Source organism: Streptomyces sp. CNX435 (assembly GCF_059570575.1).
Genome location: NZ_JCANTA010000036.1, coordinates 1 through 22,232, shown reverse-complemented (window position 1 = coordinate 22,232; position 22,232 = coordinate 1). Strand labels below are relative to the sequence as shown.

Genomic DNA, 22,232 nt, shown 5'->3' with positions numbered 1-22,232 from the left:
CGTGAGCCGGTCCGGGCCGGGTGAGGGGCAGGGCCGTTTGAGGGAACGGCCCTGAACACCCGGCCCGGGCTCCCCGGTTCGCCGCCCCCGCACCCCGCACCCCGCACCCCGCACCGACGCACCCACAGCACAGCGGCCGGCCACCGTTCCTGTGGACTGAGCGGGAGTGACTCCGTTCAGCCGCGCGCCCCGAACGGTCTTGGGCGTACTGGTCCCCGGCGTACTCGACCCCGGGGCAGCGACACGGATCCTGTCCGTGGTCCGATCCCGGGAGGCCGGTTCCCTCACGACCTGGCCATGTGGGCACGGCCAGAGGGCGACGGGGAAGCCCCGAACCATCACTCCGGTGGAGCGGGGGCCCCGCACGCTGGCACCACACCCGGCGTCCCAGATCGCACGATCACCGTAGCCCGAACAGCCCACGACACCGCAAGCCCACAAGCCGACCATCACACGAACGAGTCACACCACCCTCGTGCACACTCCCCGACCACCAGTTGGCAACCCCTCCCGGGTGACCGGCCGCCGCGTGGGACCTACTGCTGGTCGCCCTCGCGTTCGCCGAGGGTGACCTCCGTCGTCTGCTGGTCGCCGCCGCGCTCGTAGGTGATCTCCACCTTGTCGCCCGGCTTGTGCGCCCACAGCTGCGCGATCAGCGTCGGCCCGCTGTCGATCACGGTGTCGTCCAGCCTGGTGATGACGTCCCCGGGCTCCAGTCCCGCGTCGGCCGCCGGCCCGCCGGGCGTCACCGGGTCGCCGGCCGCCTCGCTGCCCGACTCGCTGACCTTCGCGCCCTTGTCCTGGTACGAGTTGTCGACGGAGACACCGATGATCGCGTAGACAGGCTCGCCGGTCTCGATGAGCGTGCCGGCGACCCAGTCGGCCTGGTTGATCGGGATCGCGAAGCCCAGCCCGATGCTGCCGCCCTGCCCGCCGCCGAACGGGCTGCCGCTGTCCGCCGGCCGGATCGCGGAGTTGATGCCGATCACGTTGCCGTCGTGGTCCAGCAGCGGGCCGCCGGAGTTGCCGGGGTTGATGGAGGCGTCGGTCTGCAGGGCGTTCATGTACGACGCCTGCTCCTGGCCGGTCGCGTCGCCGGAGGCCACCGGGCGGTTCTTGGCGCTGACGATGCCGGTGGTGACCGTGCCCGACAGGCCGAAGGGCGAGCCGATGGCGATGGTCTGGTCGCCGACGTCGACCTTGTCGGAGTCGCCGAGCGGCAATGGCGTCAGGTTGGCGTCGGAGGCGTCGGTGAGCCTGATGACGGCCACGTCGTAGCCGCTGGCCTGGCCGACGACCTCGGCGTCGTACGTCTTGCCGTTGGAGAACGTCGCCGTCAGCGTGCCGGCGCCCTCGGCGCCCGCCACGACGTGGTTGTTGGTGAGGATGTGGCCCTGCTTGTCGTAGACGAAGCCGGTGCCGGTGGCGGCGCCGCCCTCCTCGCCGGTGCCGCTGTCACCGCCGCCGCCGCTCGCCTCGATGGTGACGACGCTGGGCAGCGCATTGTCGGCGATGCCGGCGACCGAGCCGGGCGGGTTCTCGATCTCCTGGCCGTCCTGGGTGCCGGAGACCGTCGTCGACGTGCCGCTGGAGTCGTCGTCCTCGGCCGCCCAGTACCCGATGCCGCCGCCGATACCGCCGCCGATCAGCGCGGCGACGAGGGTGGCCACGACCACCGTGCCGACGCGCCGGCCGCCGCCGTTGCCGGACGGGCGCGGGGCGGAGTCCCAGCCGCTGCCGCCGGGGGGCTGGGCACTGCCCCAGCCGGGCTGGGTGGGCGCCCCCGCGCCCTCGGCGCCGGGGCCCGCCGGGCCGGAGCCCGCCGGGGAACCTCCCACCGGCGGCGGGGGCCACTGCGGGCCGGCGCCGCCGGAGGAGCCGGCGGCGCCGGTGGGCCCGGCCTGACCTCCGTCGGGCACGGTGTGGCCGGCGCCGGAGCCCCTACCGCCCGCGGCCCTGACCGCCGCAAACTGCTCCGTACGCTCATCACCGTGCCCGCCGGCACCCGGGCCACCCGGAGAGCCGGCAGGGGTGTCCGAACCACCCGGCCCTTCCGGTCCCGCGGGCCAGGCTCCGCCGGCCCCGCCGCTCGCGCGCTCAGGAGACTCGACCGGAGACCTCGCTCCCGCATCCGGCGGCGGGAAATCCGGCCGCGGAGGCGTCGCGCCGTCGTTCTCGGTGCTCACAGCTCTCTCCTTCACGTCTCACGCCAGGTGCCAGTCGCGCCTACCCGCCCCACCAGGTTCCCGCACCGGTTGTCAGCGGACGGTAAACCGCATCTAGTCTTTAGCTGACATCCTTTACTTAGGACATATCTGGCGCATCCCCTGGGTGGCAGACGAGGGCCGGGCCGGGAGCCGCGCCGGGTGGCACGATGGGCCGGTGAGCCAAGCACCAGCGGATCGGCCGTACGGGCGTACGGAGCCGGGCCCGCCCGCCGTCGTCGCGCACCGGGGCGGGTCCGAGGCGGCGCCGGAGCACACGCTGGCGGCGTACCGCACGGCCATCGAGGAGGGCGCCGACGCCCTGGAGTGCGACGTGCGGCTCACCGCCGACGGCCATCTCGTCTGCGTCCACGACCGGCGCGTCAACCGTACCTCCGACGGCCGCGGCGCCGTCTCCGCCCTGGAGTTGGCCGACCTCGCCGCGCTCGACTTCGGTTCCTGGCAGGAGCGCGAGAAGCGCCGCGACGAGGTGGGCCGGCGGCAGCGCGAGACACCGGAGGAACCGGACTGGGAACGCACCTCGGTACTCACCCTGGAGCGGCTGCTGGAGCTGGTGACCGACTCCGGGCGGCGGGTGGAGCTGGCCATCGAGACCAAGCACCCCACCCGGTGGGCGGGTCAGGTGGAGGAGAAGCTGGTGGAGCTGCTGCGCCGGTTCGGCCTCGCCGGCCCGGCGGCCCCCGCGCCCGGGCCGCGCATCGGTCGCGGCCCGCGCGCCGGCGCCGGCGCGCGGGCCGCGGCAGCCCCCGGCTCCGCCCCCGCCGCCGACGAGCCCTCCCTCGTACGGGTGATGAGCTTCTCCGCCCGCTCGCTGCACCGCGTCCACGCCGCCGCGCCCGCCGTCCCGACCGTCTTCCTCATGCAGTTCCTCCTCCCCCGCTTCCGCGACGGCCGCCTCCCGCGCAGCGTCGGCATCGCCGGCCCGAGCATGCGGATCGTCCGGAGCAACCCCGGCTACGTCGACCGTCTCCACCGCGCCGGCCACCGCGTCCACGTCTGGACCGTCGACGAGCCCGACGACGTCGCCCTGTGCGCCCGCCTCGGCGTCGAGGCCGTCATCACCAACCGCCCCCGCCAGGTCCGGGCCCAGCTGGACCGCATCGGCTACGACACTCCGCCGACCGACGGTGCATGACTACGCGTAGTACACCGGCGCGCGCACTGCGCACGGTTACGTAACGAGTGCATCACCGGTCGTCGGTTGGCCGGTTTCCGATCCACCCGGCGGGGGCATTGACTCCCTGTTGCGGGGCGAGGAGATCGCTGGGGGTGGTGATGTTCGTGGTGGCACAGCAGGCGCCGGCTTCGTCCATGGCCGTTCCCCACGGCCCGGACGGAGTGGGGCTGGCACGGCGCCGCCTGCGCGCCGACCTGCGCGCCCGGGGGACGTCGGAGGCGACGGTCGACGACGCCGTGCTCGTCCTGTCCGAGCTGCTCAGCAACGCCTGCCGGCACGCCCGACCGCTGGCCACGGCCGCGGCGACCGCGGACGCCGAGGTGCTCGTACGCGCCCGGGCGGACACCTCCCCGGCCCCCGGTACCGCGGACACCCGCGTACGGGCCGACTGGCACATCGATCCGGACGGCCGCGTCACGGTCTCCGTCACCGACGGTGGCGGACCCACCCGACCACTTCCCGCCACACCCTCGGTCACCGCCAAGGGCGGCCGCGGGCTGGCCATCATCTCCTCCCTCGCCTGCGACTGGGGCGTGCGCTACGACGCCGGCCCGCTCGGCGAGGTCACGGTCTGGGCGTCCCTGCCCGGTCACTGAGCCCGGACACCGAAGACTGGGACTAGGCTCCGGCGGTACGTGACCGCCCGCGCCCCGAACGGAGCATTCCAGCCATGGCGAAGAAGCGCCGCCCCCGTACGAAGGCATCCCAGCCCGCCGCCGTGCCCGACGGCGAGATCCCCGTCGTCGGCGCCCGCGAGCCCTGCCCGTGCGGCTCCGGCCGGCGGTACAAGGCGTGCCACGGCCGCGCCGCCGCGCAGGCCGTCACCGAGCTGGTCCGCCGGCCCTTCGAGGGGCTGGCCGGCGAGTGCGACTGGGTGGCGCTGCGCGAACTGGTGCCCGCCGGCACCGCCGAGCTGACGCTCGCCGCCGGCCTCCCCGACGACGTACCGTCGCTCACCCTCGCCACCGTGCTGCCCATGGCCTGGCCCGCGCTGCGCCGCGACGACGGCACCGTGCTCCTCGGGCTGCAGAACGACACCGCCTCCGGCGACGTCAGCCGCGACCTGGCCGACGTGCTCCAGCGCGCGCTGACCGCCACCCCCGGCTCCCCCGTCGAACCGGCCGCGCCCGCGGGCGGCGGTGCCGGGCCGCGGCTGCAGGACCTCCTCGACACGTCGGTGCCGCTGAAGCCGGTGGTGCACGACGGGTTCGAGTTCTGGCTGGACGACGCGGAGTCGGCCACGGGCGAGGTCGCCGCCTCGCTGGAGCGGGCCAACGCGGCGGCCATCCCCACCGTCCGCCTCGGCGGCGTGGAGGCGGCGTACTGGTGCGCGGCGCCGGAGAAGAACCACCTGCGCTGGGTCATGCCCCACCCCGAGGAGCGCCTCCTCGACGCCCTCGCCCGGCTGCACGCGGCCGGCACCTCGGCGCTGGCGGAGGAGACCCGGCTCGTCGGGTCGTTCCGCGCGCACGGCCTCGTGGTGCCGGTGTGGGACCTGCCGTCGTCGATGACGGCGGTGGACTGTGAGAAGCCGGCCGCGGAGTTCGGGGAGCGGCTGGCGGGCGCGCTGGCCGTGACCGAGCCGCTCACGGGGGCGGAGCGCAAGGCCCGCGGCGGGCTCGCGAACCGCCAGGTGACACTCAGCTGATCAACTGCATACCGAGTGGTATGACGGGTCCGTCATTTGACGGGAATCACGACGTTCGAATTTGCGAAACGCTGAAGAGTTGTTACGGTCGCTTGTAGCCCGGTCGCTGGTGCATCCCCCGTCGCCAGCGGCCGGGTCTTTATATGCCTGCCGATGGGGCAGAGCTTGACGGCGGAGCAGGCGGAGGCAGGCGGAGCAGGGTGAGCCCGCGGTACGTACGCTCCGCACCGTTCAGGCAGCGCGTCAGACTTCGCGTACGGATCCGCGTCAGGCCGCGCGGCGAGCCCGCCAGGGCCCGCCGCCCGTACACACCTCTCAGCCGGCGAGTCTGCTGCCCTCGTCCGGGGCCGCCGCCACCGCCTCCACCAGGACGTCGACCACCGACGCCACCGGCGGCAGCCACGGCGCCCCGCCGTCCGGCCGCGGCGCCCGCTCCCAGCGGACCCGGCCGGCGCCGGTCTCCGACGGCGGCAGCGCGAGGTAGCCGCCCTCGCCGTGGAAGCCCAGCGAGGCCGGCACCCAGCCGTGTTCGCCGAGCAGCTCGCCGAGTTCGTCGTAGTCGTACGGGGCCACCAGCAGCGCCCAGCGCTCCGGTGTCGCCACCACCGGCCCCGTACGCACCCCGAGCCGGTCCAGCCGGGTCAGCGCCCGGGCGGCGGTCACGGCGGGCAGGCTGATCGCGCTCGGCGCGCGTCCGCCGGTGCCGAGCAGCACCGGCGCGTCCGGCCGCCGCTCCCACCACCAGCGGACCATGCGCGGGTCCGTGGTCGCGGCGAGCACGCCGGGGTCGTAGGGATGGGCTCCGGGTGCGGCGCACTCGGCATAGGGGCAGGCGCACCCGCGGTCGCGCGGCCGGGCGGCGTCCGGGGTCTGCGTGCTGTCACTGTCCTGCGTGCGGTCCTGCGTACGGTCCCGACGGCTGCGCCGCGGGGGTTCGAGGCCCGCTCCGGGTACGACGGGCCACTGCCACTGCGAAGCGAACGTCAGCGCCGCGTCCGGCAGCGCCCGCTGCCCGTGACGCATGCGCCGCTTTCCGGGATATTCGCGCATGAGCGCTCATCCTTCCGTGGCACCAGGGTCTGCTGGCCGAATCACCTTGCGAAGGTCATGCAGTCACTGCGTTCTCGGTGCGGTGTCTCTGCTGCGTCGGTGCGCTGCTTCGGTGCGTCGGGGCGTGCGATGGCACAGCACGCGAGGGCGGAGCCCGGGCTCTGTTCTGTAGGACGCACTGCCGCCTGGGCGGGTTCCTGCCGTTGCCGGCTTGTGTGGGGACCTCCGTGTCGAAATCCAGTCGACCGCAATTGAACAGAGCACCCATCGATTTTCAGCCAATCATAGATGCCTCGCGGACACCAGCTCGCCCGAGTCGACAACACTGGACATCGCATCACCAGTCCGTGTAAATGTGGATCTATTGCGAGTGGTACAGCATGAGATGAGGGTCCGCAGTGCTGTTGAGCGCGATGCATGTGCCGGTCAGGCCCGTACGGGCGGGCCGCGCCGGAGCGCGGGCCGCGGGTGCGCGACCGCTGTGTGAAGGCCGCCGGCGTTGAGTACCCCACCGTTCCCGAATGTGGCTGGAATTGAGCTGCAACGGCTGCTGCGACCCGCTATCGCACACCCCTCCGAGTCCCCCGTGGCCTCGTACGACCGCCTCTCCGCCTGGGCCGGCGACCTCACCGCGCTGCACGAGCTGACCGGACGCCTCGCCCGCACCACCGAGTTGACGGAGGCGCTGTACGAGATCGTGCGCGCCGGCGCGGAACTGGTCGGTGCGCGTCGGGGATTCGCCGTGCTGCAGCCCGCCGACGGCCGCGGCCCCGACGTCCGCGTGGGCTACGGCATCGGGGTCGCGGAACTGGGCGCCATCGAGACGGTGCCACGCGCGTCCACGTCGTACGGGCGGATCCTCGACGCCCCCGCCGCCACCCGCCCCGCCGACGTCTGCCGCCCCGACCTCACCGCCGAGGCCGACCTCCACCCCCGCCACCACGACGTCGCCGTACGCCTCGGCTACGCGGCCGGCTACGCGGTGCCGCTCGCCGCGACCGCGCCGCGGGCGGGCGGCGGCGGGCCGGCGGGCGGGCTACCGGCGAATTCCGGACGCCCGGGGGCGGGACACCCGGGGGCGGGACAGCCGGACCAGGGCGGCATGACCCGGCCGGGCCAGCCGGGGACCGGCCAGCGGGGGCCGGCGGGCCCGGGACCGGCCGCTCCGGGACAGGGCCGCCCGGTCGACGCCGGCCGGGCGGAGTACGGGCCCGCGGCCCCGGGGCAGTCGGCGCCGGCCCGACCGTCCCCCGGGCCGCCGCTGCCGGGGCAACCCGGCAACTCACCCGGACCCGGATACCCCGACACACCGAGCCCCGCACAACCGGGCACACCCGACTACGGGCCGGCAGGCTACGGCGGGCCCGGCGGCCACCCCGGCTGCGTATCCAGCGGGCCTCCCGGGCCGCCCGGGCCGCCCGGGCCATCCCCGCAGCCCGGCGCCGCCCGGCCCGGGCCGCCCCCGGAGCCGGGCACCAGCCCCGGCGCCCCGCGGCCCGGCGCCGCGGACCCCGCGCCCGCCCTCCTCGGCGCCGTCGAGTGGCTCTACGACGAACCCGCCCGCCCCACCGACCGCCGACGCCGCATCGCCGGCCTCTATGCCCGCCACGCCGGCGACCACCTCGCCCGCCTCCTCGACCTCGCCCGCGCCCGCACCGCCGCCGACGGCGTACGCGCCGCCCTGCTCCCCGCCCGCCTCCCGCACGTCCCCGGCGCCCGCGTCGCCGTCCGGCACCGCACCGGGCCCCTCGGCGGCGGCGACTTCTACGACGTCCTCCCCCTCCCCGACGGCGCCCTCGGCCTCGCCGTCGGCTCCGCCGGCGGCGGCGGGCCCGCCGCCGTCGCCGCCATGGGGCAGCTGCGCGCCGGCCTGCGCGCGTACGCGGTGATGGAGGGCGAGGACCCGGTCGCCGTCCTCTCCGACCTCGAACTGCTGCTGCGGCTCACCGAGCCCGGGCGCCGCGCCACCGCCCTCTTCGCGTACGCCCCGCCGGGCCGCCGCAGCATCGTCGTCGCCGGCGCCGGCCACTGCCCGCCGCTGGTCACCGGCCCCTGGCGCACCGAGTACGCCGAGACCTCGCTGTCCGCGCCGCTGGGCATGCTGGCCTGCTGGGAGGCGCCCAGCGTCACCATCGACCCCGCCCCCGGTGAGACCGTCCTGCTGTACACCGACGGCCTCCTCCACCGCACCGGCCGGCCCACCGAGCAGGCCATGACCCGCCTGCACCACGCCGCCGCCACCGCCCCCGCGGCCGTACGCGACGACCCCGAGGCCCTCACCGACCACGTCCTCGCCCGCCTCCTGCCCGCCGGCCCCGACGACGGCGCCGACCACCCGGAGGACGTCGTCCTCCTCGCCGTACAGCTCACCGGCTGAAGGCCGCGGCACGCGCGGCGCCCGCGCCCGCCGCCGCCGTTCGAAACGTCACTGCTCGCCCGGACTACGCGCCCGCCTCCGGCCGTACGCTGGGAGGCGGCCGACGCATCGCAGAGGAGGAAGCCGTGACCGAGGAGCAGCCGCAGACCCGGACGCCCGACACCGCGGACACCGAGGAGACCGCAGAGGGCACCGGGGGCACCGGGGGCACGGACGGCGCCGGGGAGCAGGCCGTCAAGCCGCGCAAGAACGGCCTGTACGGCGCCCTCTCGGACGAACTCGCCGAGAACATGAAGTCCGGCTGGGCCGACACCGAACGGCACGACCTCGGCCCCGTCCCGCAGGCCGCGTACGCCGCCCGCCGCCGCGCCGCGCTCTCCGCCCGCTTCCCGGGCGAGCGCCTCGTCGTCCCCGCCGGCAACCTCAAGGTGCGGGCCAACGACACCGACTACCCCTTCCGCCCCTCCTCCGACTACGCCTACCTCACCGGCGACCAGACCGAGGACGGCGTCCTCGTCCTGGAGCCGGTGACCAGCGGCGACGGCGAGCCGGGGCACGAGGCCACCGCGTACCTGCTGCCGCGCTCCGACCGCACCAACGGCGAGTTCTGGCTCTCCGGCCAGGGCGAGCTGTGGGTGGGCCGACGCAACAGCCTCACCGAGAACGAGAAGCTCCTCGGCCTGCCGGTCAAGGACGTCCGCGAGCTGCCCGGCCAGCTGGCGGAGGCCACCGGTCCGGTCCGGCTGCTGCGCGGCCACGACGCCGGCGTCGACAAGGCGCTGACCGACAAGGTCACCGGCGAGCGGGACGAGGAGTTCCGCGTCTTCCTCTCCGAGATGCGGCTCGTCAAGGACGACTTCGAGATCGCGGAGCTGGAATCCGCGTGCGAGTCGACCGCGCGCGGCTTCGAGGACGTCGTGAAGGTCCTGGACCGGGCCGAGGCCACCACCGAACGCTACATCGAGGGAACGTTCTTCCTCCGCGCCCGCGTCGAGGGCAACGACGTCGGCTACAGCTCCATCTGCGCCGCCGGCCCGCACGCCACCACGCTCCACTGGGTACGCAACGACGGCGAGGCCCGCCCCGGCGAGATGCTCCTGCTCGACGCGGGCGTCGAGACCCGCAACCTCTACACCGCCGACGTCACCCGCACCCTCCCGATCGACGGCACGTTCACGCCGCTGCAGCGGCGGATCTACGACGCCGTGTACGAGGCGCAGGAGGCGGGCATCGCCGCCGTACGGCCGGGCGCGGCGTACCGCGACTTCCACGACGCGGCGCAGCGGGTGCTGGCCGCGAAGCTCATCGAGTGGGGGCTGCTGCAGGTCGAGGACGTCGACAAGGTGCTGGAGCTGGGGCTGCAGCGGCGCTGGACGCTGCACGGCACGGGACACATGCTCGGCATCGACGTCCACGACTGCGCCGCGGCCCGCACCGAGGAGTACGTGGGCGGAACGCTGCGGGCCGGCATGTGCCTGACGGTGGAACCGGGTCTGTACTTCCAGCTCGACGACCTGACGGTGCCCGAGGAGTACCGGGGCATCGGGGTGCGGATCGAGGACGACATCCTGGTGACGGAGGACGGCCGCCGGAACCTGTCGGACCAGCTGCCGCGGCAGGCCGACGAGGTGGAGGCGTGGATGGCGCGGCTGCGCGGCTGACGGCACCCGGGGGGTACGTACGGAGCACCGGCCGGTGCGTACGGGCGGACACCGGCCGGTGCACTGGGGAAGACGCAGGACGGGCGCGGAAGGTTGGCACGAATGACGCCGCGGGCCCGCACGCCGGCCGCCCCGGGTCTGCACTCCGGGCCGCCCCGGGTCCGCACGCCGGGCCGCTCGGGTCTGCACACCGGGCCCGCTCAGCCGCGCGCCGGCCCGCTCCGGGGCTGCACGCCGATCCGTCCCGGCGCGCGCGCCGGTCCGTGCTCAGCCCTCTGGCGCCGGCCCGGCCGACTCGGCGAGGGGCAGCCGGACGGTGAACAGCGCCCCGCCGCCCGGGGCTTCGTCGACGCCGATCGAGCCCCCGTGCCGTACGACGACGTCCCGGACGATCGCCAGCCCCAGGCCGGCGCCGCCGTCGTCGCGGCTGCGCGCGTCGTCGAGGCGTACGAACCGCTCGAAGATCCGCTCCCGGTGCGCCGCCGGCACCCCCGCGCCGTCGTCCGCGACCTCCAGCACCGCCCACGCGCCCTCGCGGCGCACCCGTACGTCGACCCGGCCGGCGGCGTGCCGTACGGCGTTGTCCAGCAGGTTGCCGAGGACCCGCGCCAGCTGGCTGCGCGAGCCGGCCACCGTCGCGTCGGCCGGCTCCCCGGCGACGACCGCCACCCCGCCCGGCTCATCGGCGTTCCGCCGCGCTACCTCCTCGCGCACCAGCGCGCCCAGCGCGACCGGCTTGCCCAGCGGCTCCTCCCCGGCGTCCAGCCGGGCCAGCAGCAGCAGGTCGGCGGCGAGGTGCTGCAGCCGTACGGTGTCGGCCACCGCGCCGTCGAGGTCGAGGAGTTCGGGGTGGGCGGCGGCGACCTCCAGCTGGGTGCGCAGCGAGGCGATGGGGCTGCGCAGCTCGTGGGAGGCGTCGGCGACGAAGCGGCGCTGGCGCTCGACGGACTTCTCCAGCGCGGTCAGGGTCTCGTTGGTCGTACGGGCCAGCCTGGCCACCTCGTCGCGGGTGGCGGGCTCGGGGACGCGGCGGGAGAGGTCGGTGGAGGCGGTGATGGCGGCCATCTCGCCGCGGATGCCCTCGACCGGGCGCAGCGCGCGCCGCGTGACCAGCCAGGTCACCCCGCCGACGACGGCGAGCAGCGGCACCAGACCGGCGAGCATCGCGCGGCCGACGGAGTCTACGGCGTTCTGCTCGGTGTCCCGGGGGACGCCGGCCCAGACGGTGTAGGTCTGATCCTCGGGGGTGGTGACCTTCAGGCCGGCGAAGCGGTAGTCGCCGACCTTGCCGTCGAGTACGGCCCGGCCGTCGTCGTGCTCCGCCTCGCCCGCGACCTCGCCGCGGCGCGGATCGGCGTCGTCGGCGTCGGCGTCGGCGTCCGAGCCGGAGTCGTCGTCGGAGTCGTCGTCGGAGTCGTCGTCGTCAGCGTCTTCGGCGTCGTCCGCGTCGTCGTCCGCGTCGTCGTCTCCGGAGCCCTCGGTGGGGGACGGGGTCGGGGAGGGGGCCGTCGGGGTCGGGGGCGCGGAGCGCTCGGTGCGGGTGCCGGGGCGGGGGTCGGTGGCGGACCCGCCGGCGCCGTCGAGATGCGTGAGGTCGTCGCTCACCTGCAGGATGTCGCCGTTGTCGGCGCGTATGACCATGGGGTTGTCGTCGGGGAGGTCGATGTCGGCGAGCGGGGTGCCGTTGCTCAGGTCGGTGGCGATCCGGCGGGCGTCCACGTCGGCCTGCAGCTCGGCCTGGTCGTGCAGGTTGGCGCGGAGCACGAGCAGCACCACGACGCCCGCGGCCACCAGCGCCAGGGCGACGACGGCCGTCGCGCCGACCGCGGCCCTGGCGCGTACCGAGGCGAACGGACTACGCACGGGAACCGCCGGCGGCCGGGCCGGAGCCGGGGTCCGGGTCGGCGAGCCGGTAGCCGGCGCCGCGTACGGTCTGGATGGCGCGGGCGCCGAGCTTGCGGCGCAGCGCACTGACGTAGACCTCGACGATGTTGGGGTCGCCGTCGTACGCGAAGTCCCAGGCGTGGTCGAGGATCTCGGACTTGCCGACCACCTCGCCGGCGCGCTGCGCCAGCACCTCCAGGACGGCGAACTCCTTGGTCGTCAGCGTCACCTCCGTCTCGCCGACGTGCACCCGGCGGGCGGCCGGGTCGACGGCGAGGGCGCCGACGCGCAGCACGGGCGCGGCGGTGCGGCCGCGGCGGCGCAGCAGGGCGCGGACCCGGGCGAGGAGGACGACGTAGCTGAAGGGCTTGGTGAGGTAGTCGTCGGCGCCGGTGTCGAGGCCCTCGGCCTCGTCGTACTCGCCGTCCTTGGCGGTGAGCATGAGGATCGGGGTCTCGTCGCCGGCGGCGCGCAGGGTGGAGCAGACGCGGTAGCCGTTCATGCCGGGGAGCATGATGTCGAGGACGATGAGGTCGTAGTCGGTCTCGGTGGCCCGGTGCAGGCCCTCCACGCCGTCGTGGACGACGTCCACGGCGAAGCCCTCGGCGGCGAGCCCGCGGGCGAGGGAGGTGGCGAGGCGTCGTTCGTCCTCGACTATCAGCAGTCGCATGCCCCCAGGGTCGCAAACCGAAGCTGAAGAACCCTTCAGGTGGCTTCAGGGTGCCTTCAGGATCGTTCAGGCAGCTTGGTCTCCGTCAGCACACAGCGGCAGGAGCCGCCGAAAGCGGGAGGAACCCTCATGAAGCGCAACATCGTCATCGCCGCCGTCGCCACCGCGGCGCTGGTCACGGGTGGCTCGGTGACCGCGGTCGCGGTCTCGAACGGCGACGACGGCGGGGCGGACGCCGCCGCTGTGCCGGCGGACGTACAGGTGAGCGACGACGACGGCCGCGACGACGACCTGGACGACCGGGACGACGACCTGGACGACCGCGACGACCGCGGCGACGACGGCCGGGACGGCGACGCCGACGACCGCGCCGAGGCCAAGGCGCTCGCCGCGGCCAAGGTGAAGGTCGACGACGCGGTCGCGGCGGCGCTGCAGGAGCGGCCCGGCACGGTGGAGTCGGCCGAGTTCGACGATGACGACCGCGGCGGGGCCCACCGGTGGGAGATCGACATCCTCGGCGAGGACGGCAAGTGGTACGAGGTCGGCGTCGACGCCGACAGCGGCCAGGTCGTCGCCAACCGCGGCGACGACGGCAAGGACGACGACGGTGACGACCGGGACGACCGCAGGGACGACGACGGCAGCGACGACGACCACGACGACCGCGGCGCCGACGACTCCGACGACCGCGGCGACGACTGATCCCCCGGCCGGCCCGGCCGCACCGCCGCACACCGTCCCCACGCCTGACCCCTGACCCCCTGACCTCCTGACCCTCTCTCCCGGGCCCCCGGAGGGCCGCCCCGCGCTACTCCCCTTCACCGCGCGGCCGGCCCCGCCGGGGGCCCTCCTCTCCCCCTCCCCGCCCACGGCTGAGGCCGGCCCTCGGGACCCCGTGGCTCCCGGCGCCGGCCTCGTCGCGCCACCGTCGCGCCGCCGGAGCTACCCCTTGCCGGTGGCGCGTCCGTACTGCAGCAGCGCCCAGGTCACGCAGCCGAAGGAGAGCACGGTGACGACGGAGCGGACGTTGTTCCACCGCACCCACCTGTCCTCCATCCGCTCGCGCACGGCCGCCAGGTCCTTGATCTGGTCGACGGCGCCCGCCGCGTCCAGCTCGTCGTTCATCGGCACGTTGACGGCGAAGGTGATGACGAGCATCGCCACGTACAGCACGACCGCCGCGATCACCCACGGCAGCGCCTTCGACCGCTGGTCGCCGTCCGCGCCGAGCAGCAGCCCGCCGGCCAGCAGCAGGAAGACCATCGCGCCGCCGAAGCTGAGGGCGAACCAGCCGTTCATCATCGCCCGGTTCATGTGCTGGAAGGTCTCGACGAAGCTGCGGTCGCCGGCGCGGGCCAGGCCCGGCATCACCGAGTACGACCAGACGTAGAACAGTCCGGCGCTCAGTCCCGTGGTGAGGACGGCCGCGAACAGCACCGCCGTGCGGACGTCAGACATTCCGGGCTCCTCTCCCGGCCGCCTCGCGCACGAAGTCGGTGAAGTCGCGGGGCGTGCGCAGGTGGAGGTGTCGCTGGGTGGTGGGTGCACTGGGATGTGTCATACAGCCAGTCAAGCCGAGACGGGCTGGACGATCCATGACTCAAAGGCGCACCCGCATACGCGAGCGTCTAGCTTGCGTGATGGCGCCAAAGAAGCGCTATTATGCATGCATGGCTACGGTGCAAATCAGAAACCTCGACGACGACGCCTACGCCATACTGCGTCGGCGTGCCGCGGATTCGGGCAGGTCGCTCCAGGAGTACCTGCGCGTAGAGCTGGAACGCGTCGCGCTTCGGCCGACCGTCGCCGAGGCCCTGGCAAGGGCGCGAGCCGAGCTGACTACCGAAGTATCGATGGATGACATCGTCGCGTTGCAGCGTCAGGAGCGCGGCGAGTGATCGTGCTCGACAACTCGGCCTTCGTCCTGCTGCTCACGGACGCCGGGCCGGTGGCCAAGGCTCTGGCCGACCGGCTCGACGGATCTGAACTCGCCGCCCCCAGCGTGATCGATCTGGAGGCGGCGAGTGCGCTCAGGGGGCTCTTGCGAGGCCGCAAGATCACCGCTTGGGATGCCGATCACGCCTTGGCGCAGATTCCGGGTTTTCCCATCGAGCGGTTTCCTCACCAAGGGCTGCTGCCAAGGATCTGGGAGCTGCGGGACAACCTCACGCCCTACGACGCCGCCTACGTGTCGCTCGCCGAGCAGCTCGGCGCGCCCCTGGTCACCGGTGACGCGAAGCTGCAACGTGCGTCGGGCGGGCGCTGCGTCGTCGAGGTGTTCGGCTAAGGCCGATCCCGTCCCGTGCCCTTACAGCCCGGCGCCCCGCGGTGTGAGGGCGGCGCCGGGCCCGGTCGCGTGGTGCGCCAGAAACGGACCCCTCGTCTCTTGACCGGGGGTGCTCGCTCTCACGCCGAAAGCGCCCGCCTGGCCGCGTCCTACCCTGGCCCGTATGGACTCGATCGCCGGACTGCTCGGCAGCCCTCGCGCGCGGGGGGCGTTGATGCTGCGCGCGCTCGTGGAGCCGCCGTGGTCGGTGCGGGTCGTGGACCGCGCACCGCTGTCCGTCGTGGCGATGGCGAGCGGCACGGCGTGGGTGACACACGACGGCGCGGAGCCGGTGCGGGTGGGGGAGGGCGAGATCGCGATCATGCGCGGCCCGGATCCGTACGTCTTCTCCGACGACCCGGCCACCGAGCCGCAGGCGCTGATCCACCCCGGCGGGCGCTGCGAGACGCCGGACGGGCAGAGCCTCGCCGAGGAGCTGGACGCGGTCGTACGGACCTGGACGCACGGCAGCGGCGGCGACTGGACGAAGATGCTCATCGGGTCGTACGAGAACACCGGCGAGATCGGCGCGCGGCTGCTGGACGCGCTGCCGCGGCTGGTGGTGCTGCACGAGGACACGTGGGACTGCCCGCTGCTGCCGCTGCTGGAGGAGGAGATCGCGCGGGACGACCCGGCCCAGGACGTGGTCCTGGACCGGCTGCTGGACCTGCTGGTGGTGGCGGCGCTGCGGGCGTGGTTCGCCCGGCCGGAGGCGAAGGCGCCGGGCTGGTACCGGGCGCAGGGCGATCCGGTGGTGGGGCGGGCGCTGAAGCTGCTGCACAACAACCCGGCGCACCCGTGGACGGTGGCGGAGCTGGCGGTGCGGGCGGGGGTGTCGCGGGCGGCGCTGGCGCGGCGGTTCGCGGAGCTGGTGGGGGAGCCGCCGATGACGTATCTGACGGGGTGGCGGCTGGCGTTGGCGGCGGATCTGCTGCGGGAGCCGGACGCGACGGTGGGCGCGGTGGCGCGGCGGGTGGGGTACGGGAGCCCGTTCGCGCTGAGCGCGGCGTTCAAGCGGGTGCACGGGGTGAGCCCGCAGGAGCACCGCCTGGCGGCGGTGGGCTGAGGGGGCGTAGCGGCCGGGGGCGGAGGGCGTGGGCGCCGGGGGGCCGGGGGCGTACGAGAAAGGTAGCGGTGGGGTGGTACGGGGCGGGCCGCGCCCGGCGCGTACGGGGCCGCCGTCCGGCCGCCGTCCGCGTTGCCGTCAGGACCCCTTCGCCGCCCGCGGGGCCGGGCCGCCCCGCCCGCCGCTCCCGCCCGGCGCGCGTCTCCGCGCCGCTCAGTGGTGGAACCCCGGCCGGTGCGGCGCCGGGGTGCCCGCGCCGTCCTTCAGCCGCGCCAGCGCCGCCCGTACGTCTCCCGCCAGCAGCTCGATCTTGTCGTGGCTGATCCCGTGCCTGATCAGCACCCGCTGGATGACGGTCTCCTGCCGCCGCGGCGGCAGCGGGTACGCCGGCACCTGCCAGCCGCGCAGCCGCAGCTGCTCCGTCAGGTCGTACAGCGTGAAGCCCGCGCCCGCCGGGTCCGTCAGCGTCCACGACACGGCCGGCAGCGCGCCGCGCCCGTCGTACAGCAGCGTGAACGGTCCCATGCCGGCGATCTGCCCGCCCAGCCACTCGGCGCTGCCGGCCGCCGCCCGGTAGATGCGGCGGTAGCCCTCGCGGCCGAGCCGCAGCAGGTTGTAGTACTGCGCGACGACCTCGCCGCCCGGGCGGGAGAAGTTGAGCGCGAAGGTGGGCATGTCGCCGCCGAGGTAGCTGACGCGGAAGATCAGGTCCTCGGGCAGCAGGTCGGCGGAGCGCCAGACCGCCCAGCCGACGCCGAGGGGCGCCATGCCGTACTTGTGGCCGGAGGAGTTGATGGACGCCACCCGCGGCACGCGGAAGTCCCACTCCAGCTCGGGGTGGAGGAAGGGGGCGACGAAGCCGCCGCTGGCGGCGTCCACGTGGACGGGCACGTCCAGCCCGGTGTCGGCCTGGATGGCGTCGAGTTCGGCGGCGATCTCCTTCACCGGCTCGTAGTCGCAGGTGTACGTGACGCCGAGGATGGCGACGACGCCGATGGTGTTCTCGTCGACGTGGTCGCGCAGCTGGTGCGGGCGGAGCCCGGTGGCGTCCGGCTCCAGCGGCACCTGGCGCAGCTCGACGTCGAAGTAGCGGGCGAACTTCTCCCAGCACACCTGCACGGGGCCGCAGACGAGGTTCGGCCGGCCGGCGGGCTTGCCCGCCGCCTCGCGGCGCTTGCGCCAGCGCCACTTGAGCGCCAGTCCGCCGAGCATCGCGGCCTCGCTGGAGCCGGTGGTGGAGCAGCCCATGGTGCTCGCGCCCTGCGGGGAGTGCCACAGGTCGGCGAGGATGTGCACGCAGCGGTTCTCGATGTCGGCGGTCTGCGGGTACTCGTCCTTGTCGACCATGTTCTTGTCGAGGCACTCGTCCATGAGGTCGTGCACCTCGGCCTCGGACCAGGTGGTGCAGAACGTCGCCAGGTTCTGCGCGGCGTTGCCGTCGAGGGCCAGCTCGTCGTGGATGAGGGCGTAGACGGCGCGCGGGTCGGAGACCCCCTCGGGCATCCGGTACTTGGGCAGCGCGTGCTGGCTGATGGGCATCGCGTAGACGTCGTCGTACGGTGCGGCGACGCCGCGGTGGGTCTGGTGCAGGGCCACGGTGCGGCTCCTCTCGCCTCGGCGCACCCATCGTGGGCGGCGGGGGCGGCGGGGCGCGTACCGACACGCCGCCGGGGCGCGGGGGTGCCGGGGGGCGTGCGGCTCAGTCCGTACGCCCCCGGGCAATGCGGCGAGGGCCGCGAGCCCCCGCCCCAGCGGCGGGTCCCCGGGCTCGCCGGTCGGCGGAATGCCCGAGTCACGTGCCCGCCCGCGCTCTTCGCTCATGCGCCCCAGCCTCACATCCGGGACTGACAACGCGGCAGAGCGAGCGCGGGTGGGCCGTCGACGCGGATGGGCCGTCGGCGGGGGCGGGCCGTCGGCGCGGGTGTCAGCCGCCCCAGGGGACGGTGTCGCCGGCCGCGGGAGTCCTGTCCGGGACGGGCTGGTCGAAGGTGAAGTTCGCCGTCTGCTGCGGGCCGCCGCCCCGCGACGTGGCCTGCACCGGGAACGGCGTGCCCCGCGTGGCGACGGAGAAGGTCACGTCCGTCTCCTCGTGCCGCCCCGTGACCTCGATGACGGGGGTGCCGTTGACGGTCGTCTCGGAGCCCTTCCGCAGGTTGCCCGCGGAGGTGGCGTTCTCCAGGGGGTCGCTGAGGTAGTCGATGCCGCACAGCTCGGCGAGGCCGCCGAGACCCGGGTCCTGGACCGTGCCCTGGAGGTACTTGCCCGCCAGCCTCCGCACGTCGTCCGACTGGTCGGACGGGAGGTTGTTCTGCAGCCAGGCGGTGTCGGGCTTCACCCACACGTCGTCGCCGTGCCGGATGATCTCCAGGCTGCCGCCCCCGGCGGCGAAGTCGACGGTGCCGACGCAGTTGGCGGAGCGGTCGGCCGAGAGATCGAGGCTGGCCGGGTCGTCGCGGCCGAGGCCCGAGCCCTGCCTGTCCAGGGTGAGGTGCATGGACCGGGCACCGTTGAAGGCGTCCCGGGCCTGGGCGGCTATGTCCGCGGCGCTCCTGTCCGCGACGCCGTTGTCGTCCTGTGCCGGGGCGGGGGGTGCGGTGCCGACCAGGGCGGTCGCGCAGAGCGTGGCGCCCAGGGCGCCGAGGGTCGCTTTCCGCGTACGGGACATCGGGCTTCCTTCCGGGAGGAAATGGCAACGCCAAAATCGTACATTCAGCTCAAAGCGGTCGCACGATCGGAGCAGCGGACGGCGTACGCGCCCGTGTCCACGCCCCCGTACGCGCTGCCCCGCCGGAGCGTCCGCCGATACGGCCATCGGGGCGCGTCCGCCGGAGTGAAAGGGCGTACGACGCCACCCCGCCCCACCCCTGCCCGTCGCCGTCGCCGTCGTCGCCGCCGCCGCCGTGCGGGCCGTACCGGCGGCGGGCCGGATTCCACCATCCCGGACGCCGACGCGAACCGGCTCGTATACGTTGCCCGTTGACCGGCTCCGCCCACACCACCACGCCAAGGACGGCCTGATGCACGACGAGAGCCCGACGGCCAGGATCGACACCACCCGGCCGCACTCGGCCCGGGTGTGGAACTACTGGGTCGGCGGCAAGGACAACTACGAGGTCGACCGGGAGACCGGCGAACAGGTCAAGGCCGTCTTCCCGGGCATCGTGGAGATCGCCCGCCACTCCCGGGCGTTCCTCGTACGCGCCGTCCGCCATCTCGCGGGCGACGCGGGCATACGCCAGTTCCTCGACGTCGGCACCGGCCTGCCGACCGCCGGCAACACCCACGAGGTCGCCCAGGCCGTCCACCCCGCCTGCCGCGTCGTCTACGTCGACAACGACCCCATCGTCCTCGCCCACGCCCGCGCCCTGCTGACCTCCACCGGGGAGGGCAGGACCACCTACGTCGACGCCGACGTACGCGACCCGGACCTCATCCTGGCCGAGGCGGCGAAGACCCTCGACCTCTCCCGCCCCGTGGCCGTGATGCTGCTGGGCATCCTCGGCAACGTCGAGGACTACGACGAGGCCAGAACCCTCGCCCGCCGGCTCCTCGCCGACACGGCACCCGGCAGCTACCTCGTGGTCAACGACGGCACCCACGCGATCGACCCCGTGACCCTCGACGCCGCCGCCGAGGTGCGGGCGGAGGCGGGCGACCCGTACTACCTCCGCACCGTCGCGGAGATGGAGGGCTTCTTCGACGGCCTGGACCTGGTCACCCCCGGCGTGGTCTCCACCCCCCTGTGGCGCCCGGACCCCGACGCCATCGGCACCCCGCAGGAGGCCGACGTGTTCTGCGGCGTAGCCCGCAAACCCTGAGGCGCGCGCACTCGCCCTCTGCCACGCCCGCGGCAACCGCCGTGGCAGGTACAGGACTTGACCCGGATCGTCCAGCCTCTGCGGCCGGCCTGGCACGCCAGTGCCGGGATGTCGATGTTGATCGCTTCATCCGCGTCGGTACGGCGTGGCGCTGACGCCCTGGTGTGTGCGGCGGCAACAGGATCGGCAGTCAGCTGGAGGCCGGCAGAAGTGTCGTCACCGTTGACTGGACAAGTTAGTTAGGAGAGCAGAATTCCCCTCGGACCAGGACACGCCTGTGGACCGCCGCAAGTTCCTCCTCAACGCTGGCACGGTCATCGCGCTTCCCGCCCTACCCGCCTCGGGCCGCATCGGTATGAGCGACGTGGCGCGCATCCAGGGCGCGGAGGCCCGCCTCGTCCAGCTCGACACCGCGCACGGCGGCGCCGGTTTTGTCATCATCGCCAGCCGCTACGTCGAGCACATCGAGCACACCATCCGGCACTGCACCTACGGCAGCCGTGTGCAGACTGCGCTCTACCGTACCGCCGGCGAGATCAGCGCGACGGCAGGCTGGCTCGCCTACGACTCCCAAAAGCACCAGGAAGCCCGGGGACACTGGCGCACGGCGCTGCAGTATGCCCGTCTGGGCAAAGCCCCGGAACTGGAAGCTCGTATCTGGTCCAGCATGGCCCGACATGCGGTCGACCTCGGCCACGGCGCCGAAGCCGTGGGCATGGCCCGCGCCGCATTGGACAGCACCCGCGGTCGGCGCGATCCACGCCTGTCCGCGCTCCTGCACGCCCGAGTTGCCCTGGGGCATGCCGCCGGAGGCCAGTCCGGACGCTGCGCGCAGTCCCTGCACCGTGCTGAACAGGAGCTGGACCGTGCTTCGGAGGCACCACCAGCGTGGCTCGCCTTCTGTGGTCCCGACGAACTCGCCTCGCAGAACGCAATGTGCAACCACTACCTCGGCGACCATGCCCGCGCCGCTCAGGCCGCTCACGACGCGGTTTCCCGCACCTCTCCGAGCGAATTTCGCCGCAACTCCTTCTCCCGCCGCGTCAGCCTTGCACGAAGCACCTTCGCGGCTGGCAATGCCGACGAAGCCCTGGCTGCTGGCCATAGCGCCCTGGACCTACTGCCCGAGGTACGCAGCCAACGCTGGGCCCACGAACTTGCCCAGTTCCAACGCGATGTTCAAACGCACCGACCCACCGGGGCCGCCGACTTCACCGAACGATTCAGAGCAGTGGTCGTATGACGAGCAGCACGCTGACGATCCGCTCTTACGGCCACGACGCCGCCGCCGAGTTGCGGACGTTGCTGCTCGATGTGCACGACGACTGCTACGCCGATCAGATGGACGACCCCTTCAACACCCGAGAGCGGTTCGAGTGGTTCGTCGACCATTGGTCGTCGAACCCGAACTGGTCTTGCGTGGTCGGCTACGACGCCGCTGCCCCCGTCGGCTTCGCGTACGGCGCCCCGCTCTCCCCGTACATGGAGTGGTGGCGCGGCCATCTCGATCCCGAGCCGGAGCCTGGGCGGCAGACCACGTTCGGTCTCTCGGAGCTGATGGTGCGACCCAAGTGGCGCAAGACCGGAGCCTCCCGACGGCTCCACGACGCTCTCCTAGAAGGCCGGGCAGAACACATTGTCACGCTCACCGTGGACCGAGAGCACGGGAAAGTGCAGGCCCTGTACGAGTCCTGGGGATACGAGAAGATCGGCGAGAAGAAGCCGTTCGATGATTCGCCAACCTTCGCGGTCATGCTCCGGCGTCTACGCTGAGCCTGCCCTCCGAGGCCCGCACCCGCCAGGCGATCAACGGCGCCTTCACCCGGCCGCGCACGACGTGCTCAGCGAAGGCCGGCCAGCCGTGCACGTGCACTGAATGTGCACTCGCGGCCTGAGAGAGCCGCGGGTGTGTCCAGTAGACGGCTGATCTGCGGTTGTGTGGGTGGTCAGCGCCTGGCTGCGGCCAGGCGTCCTTCGAAGGCGATCTCGAAGGCGTTCAGGGGCGCTTTCCAGCGCATCATCCAGCGTCGGCGGCCCTTGCCGGTGGGATCCAGCGACATCAGCGCCATGTAGATGCACTTCAGGGCGGCCTGCTCGTGGGGGAAGTGACCGCGGGCGCGGACGGCCTTGCGGATGCGGGCGTTGACGCTCTCGATGGCGTTCGTGGAGCAGATGACCTTGCGGATCTCGACGTCGAAGGACAGGAACGGCACGAACTCCGCCCAGGCGTTCTCCCACAGCCGGATGATCGCCGGGTATTTGTTGCCCCAGGTCTCGGAGAACTCCAGGAACCGGCTGGTGGCGGCGTCCTCGCTCGGGGCGGTGTAGAC

At 73.7% G+C, this 22,232-nt stretch carries 20 protein-coding genes; 12 read left to right on the top strand and 8 right to left on the bottom strand.

The window, feature by feature from the left end:
- Positions 1-536 precede the first annotated feature (536 nt).
- A complete protein-coding gene (locus tag T328_RS33980) occupies positions 537-2,186 on the bottom strand; it encodes a S1C family serine protease (RefSeq protein ID WP_496500113.1) in 1,650 nt (549 codons plus the stop codon).
- Positions 2,187-2,382: 196 nt separating this feature from the next.
- Between T328_RS33980 and T328_RS33975 the strand changes: the two genes are divergently transcribed.
- From T328_RS33975 to T328_RS33965, 3 genes are all read left to right on the top strand, one after another.
- The gene (locus tag T328_RS33975; protein WP_496500112.1) at positions 2,383-3,360 is read left to right on the top strand and encodes a glycerophosphodiester phosphodiesterase family protein; all 978 of its coding nucleotides are present in this window, start codon (positions 2,383-2,385) and stop codon (positions 3,358-3,360) included.
- A 140-nt stretch (positions 3,361-3,500) separates the two neighbouring features.
- Positions 3,501-3,998: an ATP-binding protein gene (locus T328_RS33970; RefSeq protein WP_496500128.1), complete on the top strand. Its 498-nt coding sequence runs from the start codon at positions 3,501-3,503 to the stop codon at positions 3,996-3,998.
- 74 nt (positions 3,999-4,072) lie between these two features.
- Positions 4,073-5,050 (top strand): DUF5926 family protein, encoded by a 978-nt coding sequence (locus tag T328_RS33965; protein WP_496500111.1) that lies wholly within the window; start codon positions 4,073-4,075, stop codon positions 5,048-5,050.
- Between the two features lie 315 nt (positions 5,051-5,365).
- On the opposite strand, the gene T328_RS33960 is transcribed toward T328_RS33965, so the two are convergent.
- Complete coding sequence (locus T328_RS33960; protein WP_496500110.1) at positions 5,366-6,100, bottom strand: bifunctional DNA primase/polymerase; 735 nt, start codon at positions 6,098-6,100, stop codon at positions 5,366-5,368.
- Positions 6,101-6,623: 523 nt separating this feature from the next.
- On the opposite strand from T328_RS33960, the gene T328_RS33955 reads away from it, so the two are divergent.
- Together T328_RS33955 and T328_RS33950 are read left to right on the top strand one after the other, a co-directional pair.
- A complete protein-coding gene (locus T328_RS33955) occupies positions 6,624-8,477 on the top strand; it encodes a PP2C family protein-serine/threonine phosphatase (protein ID WP_496500109.1) in 1,854 nt (617 codons plus the stop codon).
- 125 nt (positions 8,478-8,602) lie between these two features.
- Positions 8,603-10,138: an aminopeptidase P family protein gene (locus T328_RS33950; RefSeq protein WP_496500108.1), complete on the top strand. Its 1,536-nt coding sequence runs from the start codon at positions 8,603-8,605 to the stop codon at positions 10,136-10,138.
- 267 nt (positions 10,139-10,405) lie between these two features.
- Here the strand turns inward: T328_RS33950 and T328_RS33945 are convergent, their stop codons facing one another.
- Both T328_RS33945 and T328_RS33940 read right to left on the bottom strand, forming a co-directional pair.
- Positions 10,406-12,001 carry a sensor histidine kinase gene (locus T328_RS33945; RefSeq protein WP_496500107.1) on the bottom strand — a complete coding sequence of 532 codons (1,596 nt, stop codon included), beginning with the start codon at positions 11,999-12,001 and terminating at the stop codon, positions 10,406-10,408.
- Positions 11,994-12,692 (bottom strand): response regulator transcription factor, encoded by a 699-nt coding sequence (locus T328_RS33940; RefSeq protein WP_496500106.1) that lies wholly within the window; start codon positions 12,690-12,692, stop codon positions 11,994-11,996. The genes T328_RS33945 and T328_RS33940 overlap by 8 nt, the downstream gene beginning before the upstream one ends.
- A 129-nt stretch (positions 12,693-12,821) precedes the next feature.
- Here T328_RS33940 and T328_RS33935 point away from each other — a divergent pair, with 129 nt between their 5' ends.
- Complete coding sequence (locus T328_RS33935) at positions 12,822-13,394, top strand: PepSY domain-containing protein (protein WP_496500105.1); 573 nt, start codon at positions 12,822-12,824, stop codon at positions 13,392-13,394.
- A gap of 240 nt (positions 13,395-13,634) precedes the next feature.
- On the opposite strand, the gene T328_RS33930 is transcribed toward T328_RS33935, so the two are convergent.
- Positions 13,635-14,150, bottom strand: a complete 516-nt coding sequence (locus T328_RS33930; protein ID WP_496500104.1) for an anthrone oxygenase family protein — start codon at positions 14,148-14,150, stop codon at positions 13,635-13,637.
- Between the two features lie 212 nt (positions 14,151-14,362).
- Between T328_RS33930 and T328_RS33925 the strand changes: the two genes are divergently transcribed.
- From T328_RS33925 to T328_RS33915, 3 genes are all read left to right on the top strand, one after another.
- Entirely contained in the window at positions 14,363-14,590 is a 228-nt protein-coding gene (locus tag T328_RS33925; protein WP_496500103.1) for a FitA-like ribbon-helix-helix domain-containing protein, read from the top strand.
- Entirely contained in the window at positions 14,587-14,979 is a 393-nt protein-coding gene (locus tag T328_RS33920) for a type II toxin-antitoxin system VapC family toxin (RefSeq protein ID WP_496500102.1), read from the top strand. The genes T328_RS33925 and T328_RS33920 overlap by 4 nt, the downstream gene beginning before the upstream one ends.
- A gap of 163 nt (positions 14,980-15,142) precedes the next feature.
- A complete protein-coding gene (locus T328_RS33915; protein WP_496500101.1) occupies positions 15,143-16,084 on the top strand; it encodes an AraC family transcriptional regulator in 942 nt (313 codons plus the stop codon).
- Positions 16,085-16,297: 213 nt separating this feature from the next.
- Here T328_RS33915 and gad read toward each other — a convergent pair whose 3' ends face one another.
- Entirely contained in the window at positions 16,298-17,680 is a 1,383-nt protein-coding gene (gene gad, locus T328_RS33910; RefSeq protein ID WP_496500100.1) for a glutamate decarboxylase, read from the bottom strand.
- Positions 17,681-18,008: 328 nt separating this feature from the next.
- Positions 18,009-18,749 (bottom strand): LolA-like protein, encoded by a 741-nt coding sequence (locus T328_RS33905; protein WP_496500099.1) that lies wholly within the window; start codon positions 18,747-18,749, stop codon positions 18,009-18,011.
- 352 nt (positions 18,750-19,101) lie between these two features.
- Between T328_RS33905 and T328_RS33900 the strand changes: the two genes are divergently transcribed.
- The 3 genes from T328_RS33900 (at position 19,102) to T328_RS33890 (ending at position 21,675) form a co-directional block, all read left to right on the top strand.
- Positions 19,102-19,902 (top strand): SAM-dependent methyltransferase, encoded by an 801-nt coding sequence (locus T328_RS33900; protein WP_496500098.1) that lies wholly within the window; start codon positions 19,102-19,104, stop codon positions 19,900-19,902.
- A 277-nt stretch (positions 19,903-20,179) separates the two neighbouring features.
- A complete protein-coding gene (locus T328_RS33895; RefSeq protein WP_496500097.1) occupies positions 20,180-21,145 on the top strand; it encodes an NsdA family TPR-like regulatory protein in 966 nt (321 codons plus the stop codon).
- Positions 21,142-21,675, top strand: a complete 534-nt coding sequence (locus T328_RS33890) for a GNAT family N-acetyltransferase (RefSeq protein ID WP_496500096.1) — start codon at positions 21,142-21,144, stop codon at positions 21,673-21,675. Before T328_RS33895 ends, T328_RS33890 begins: the two co-directional genes overlap by 4 nt.
- Before the next feature lie 173 nt (positions 21,676-21,848).
- Here the strand turns inward: T328_RS33890 and T328_RS33885 are convergent.
- A partial coding sequence (locus tag T328_RS33885; protein ID WP_496500095.1) for a transposase occupies positions 21,849-22,232 on the bottom strand: 384 nt, incomplete at its 5' end.

Bases quoted from the DNA above. Each gene is read 5' to 3' on its own strand.
- T328_RS33930 (WP_496500104.1), bottom strand. From the start codon at position 14,150: ATGTCTGACGTCCGCACGGCGGTGCTGTTCGCGGCCGTCCTCACCACG.
- T328_RS33925 (WP_496500103.1), top strand. From the start codon at position 14,363: ATGGCTACGGTGCAAATCAGAAACCTCGACGACGACGCCTACGCCATA.
- T328_RS33960 (WP_496500110.1), bottom strand. From the start codon at position 6,100: ATGCGCGAATATCCCGGAAAGCGGCGCATGCGTCACGGGCAGCGGGCG.
- T328_RS33940 (WP_496500106.1), bottom strand. From the start codon at position 12,692: ATGCGACTGCTGATAGTCGAGGACGAACGACGCCTCGCCACCTCCCTC.
- T328_RS33905 (WP_496500099.1), bottom strand. From the start codon at position 18,749: ATGTCCCGTACGCGGAAAGCGACCCTCGGCGCCCTGGGCGCCACGCTC.
- T328_RS33915 (WP_496500101.1), top strand. From the start codon at position 15,143: ATGGACTCGATCGCCGGACTGCTCGGCAGCCCTCGCGCGCGGGGGGCG.
- T328_RS33890 (WP_496500096.1), top strand. From the start codon at position 21,142: ATGACGAGCAGCACGCTGACGATCCGCTCTTACGGCCACGACGCCGCC.
- T328_RS33935 (WP_496500105.1), top strand. From the start codon at position 12,822: ATGAAGCGCAACATCGTCATCGCCGCCGTCGCCACCGCGGCGCTGGTC.
- T328_RS33900 (WP_496500098.1), top strand. From the start codon at position 19,102: ATGCACGACGAGAGCCCGACGGCCAGGATCGACACCACCCGGCCGCAC.
- T328_RS33965 (WP_496500111.1), top strand. From the start codon at position 4,073: ATGGCGAAGAAGCGCCGCCCCCGTACGAAGGCATCCCAGCCCGCCGCC.
- T328_RS33970 (WP_496500128.1), top strand. From the start codon at position 3,501: ATGTTCGTGGTGGCACAGCAGGCGCCGGCTTCGTCCATGGCCGTTCCC.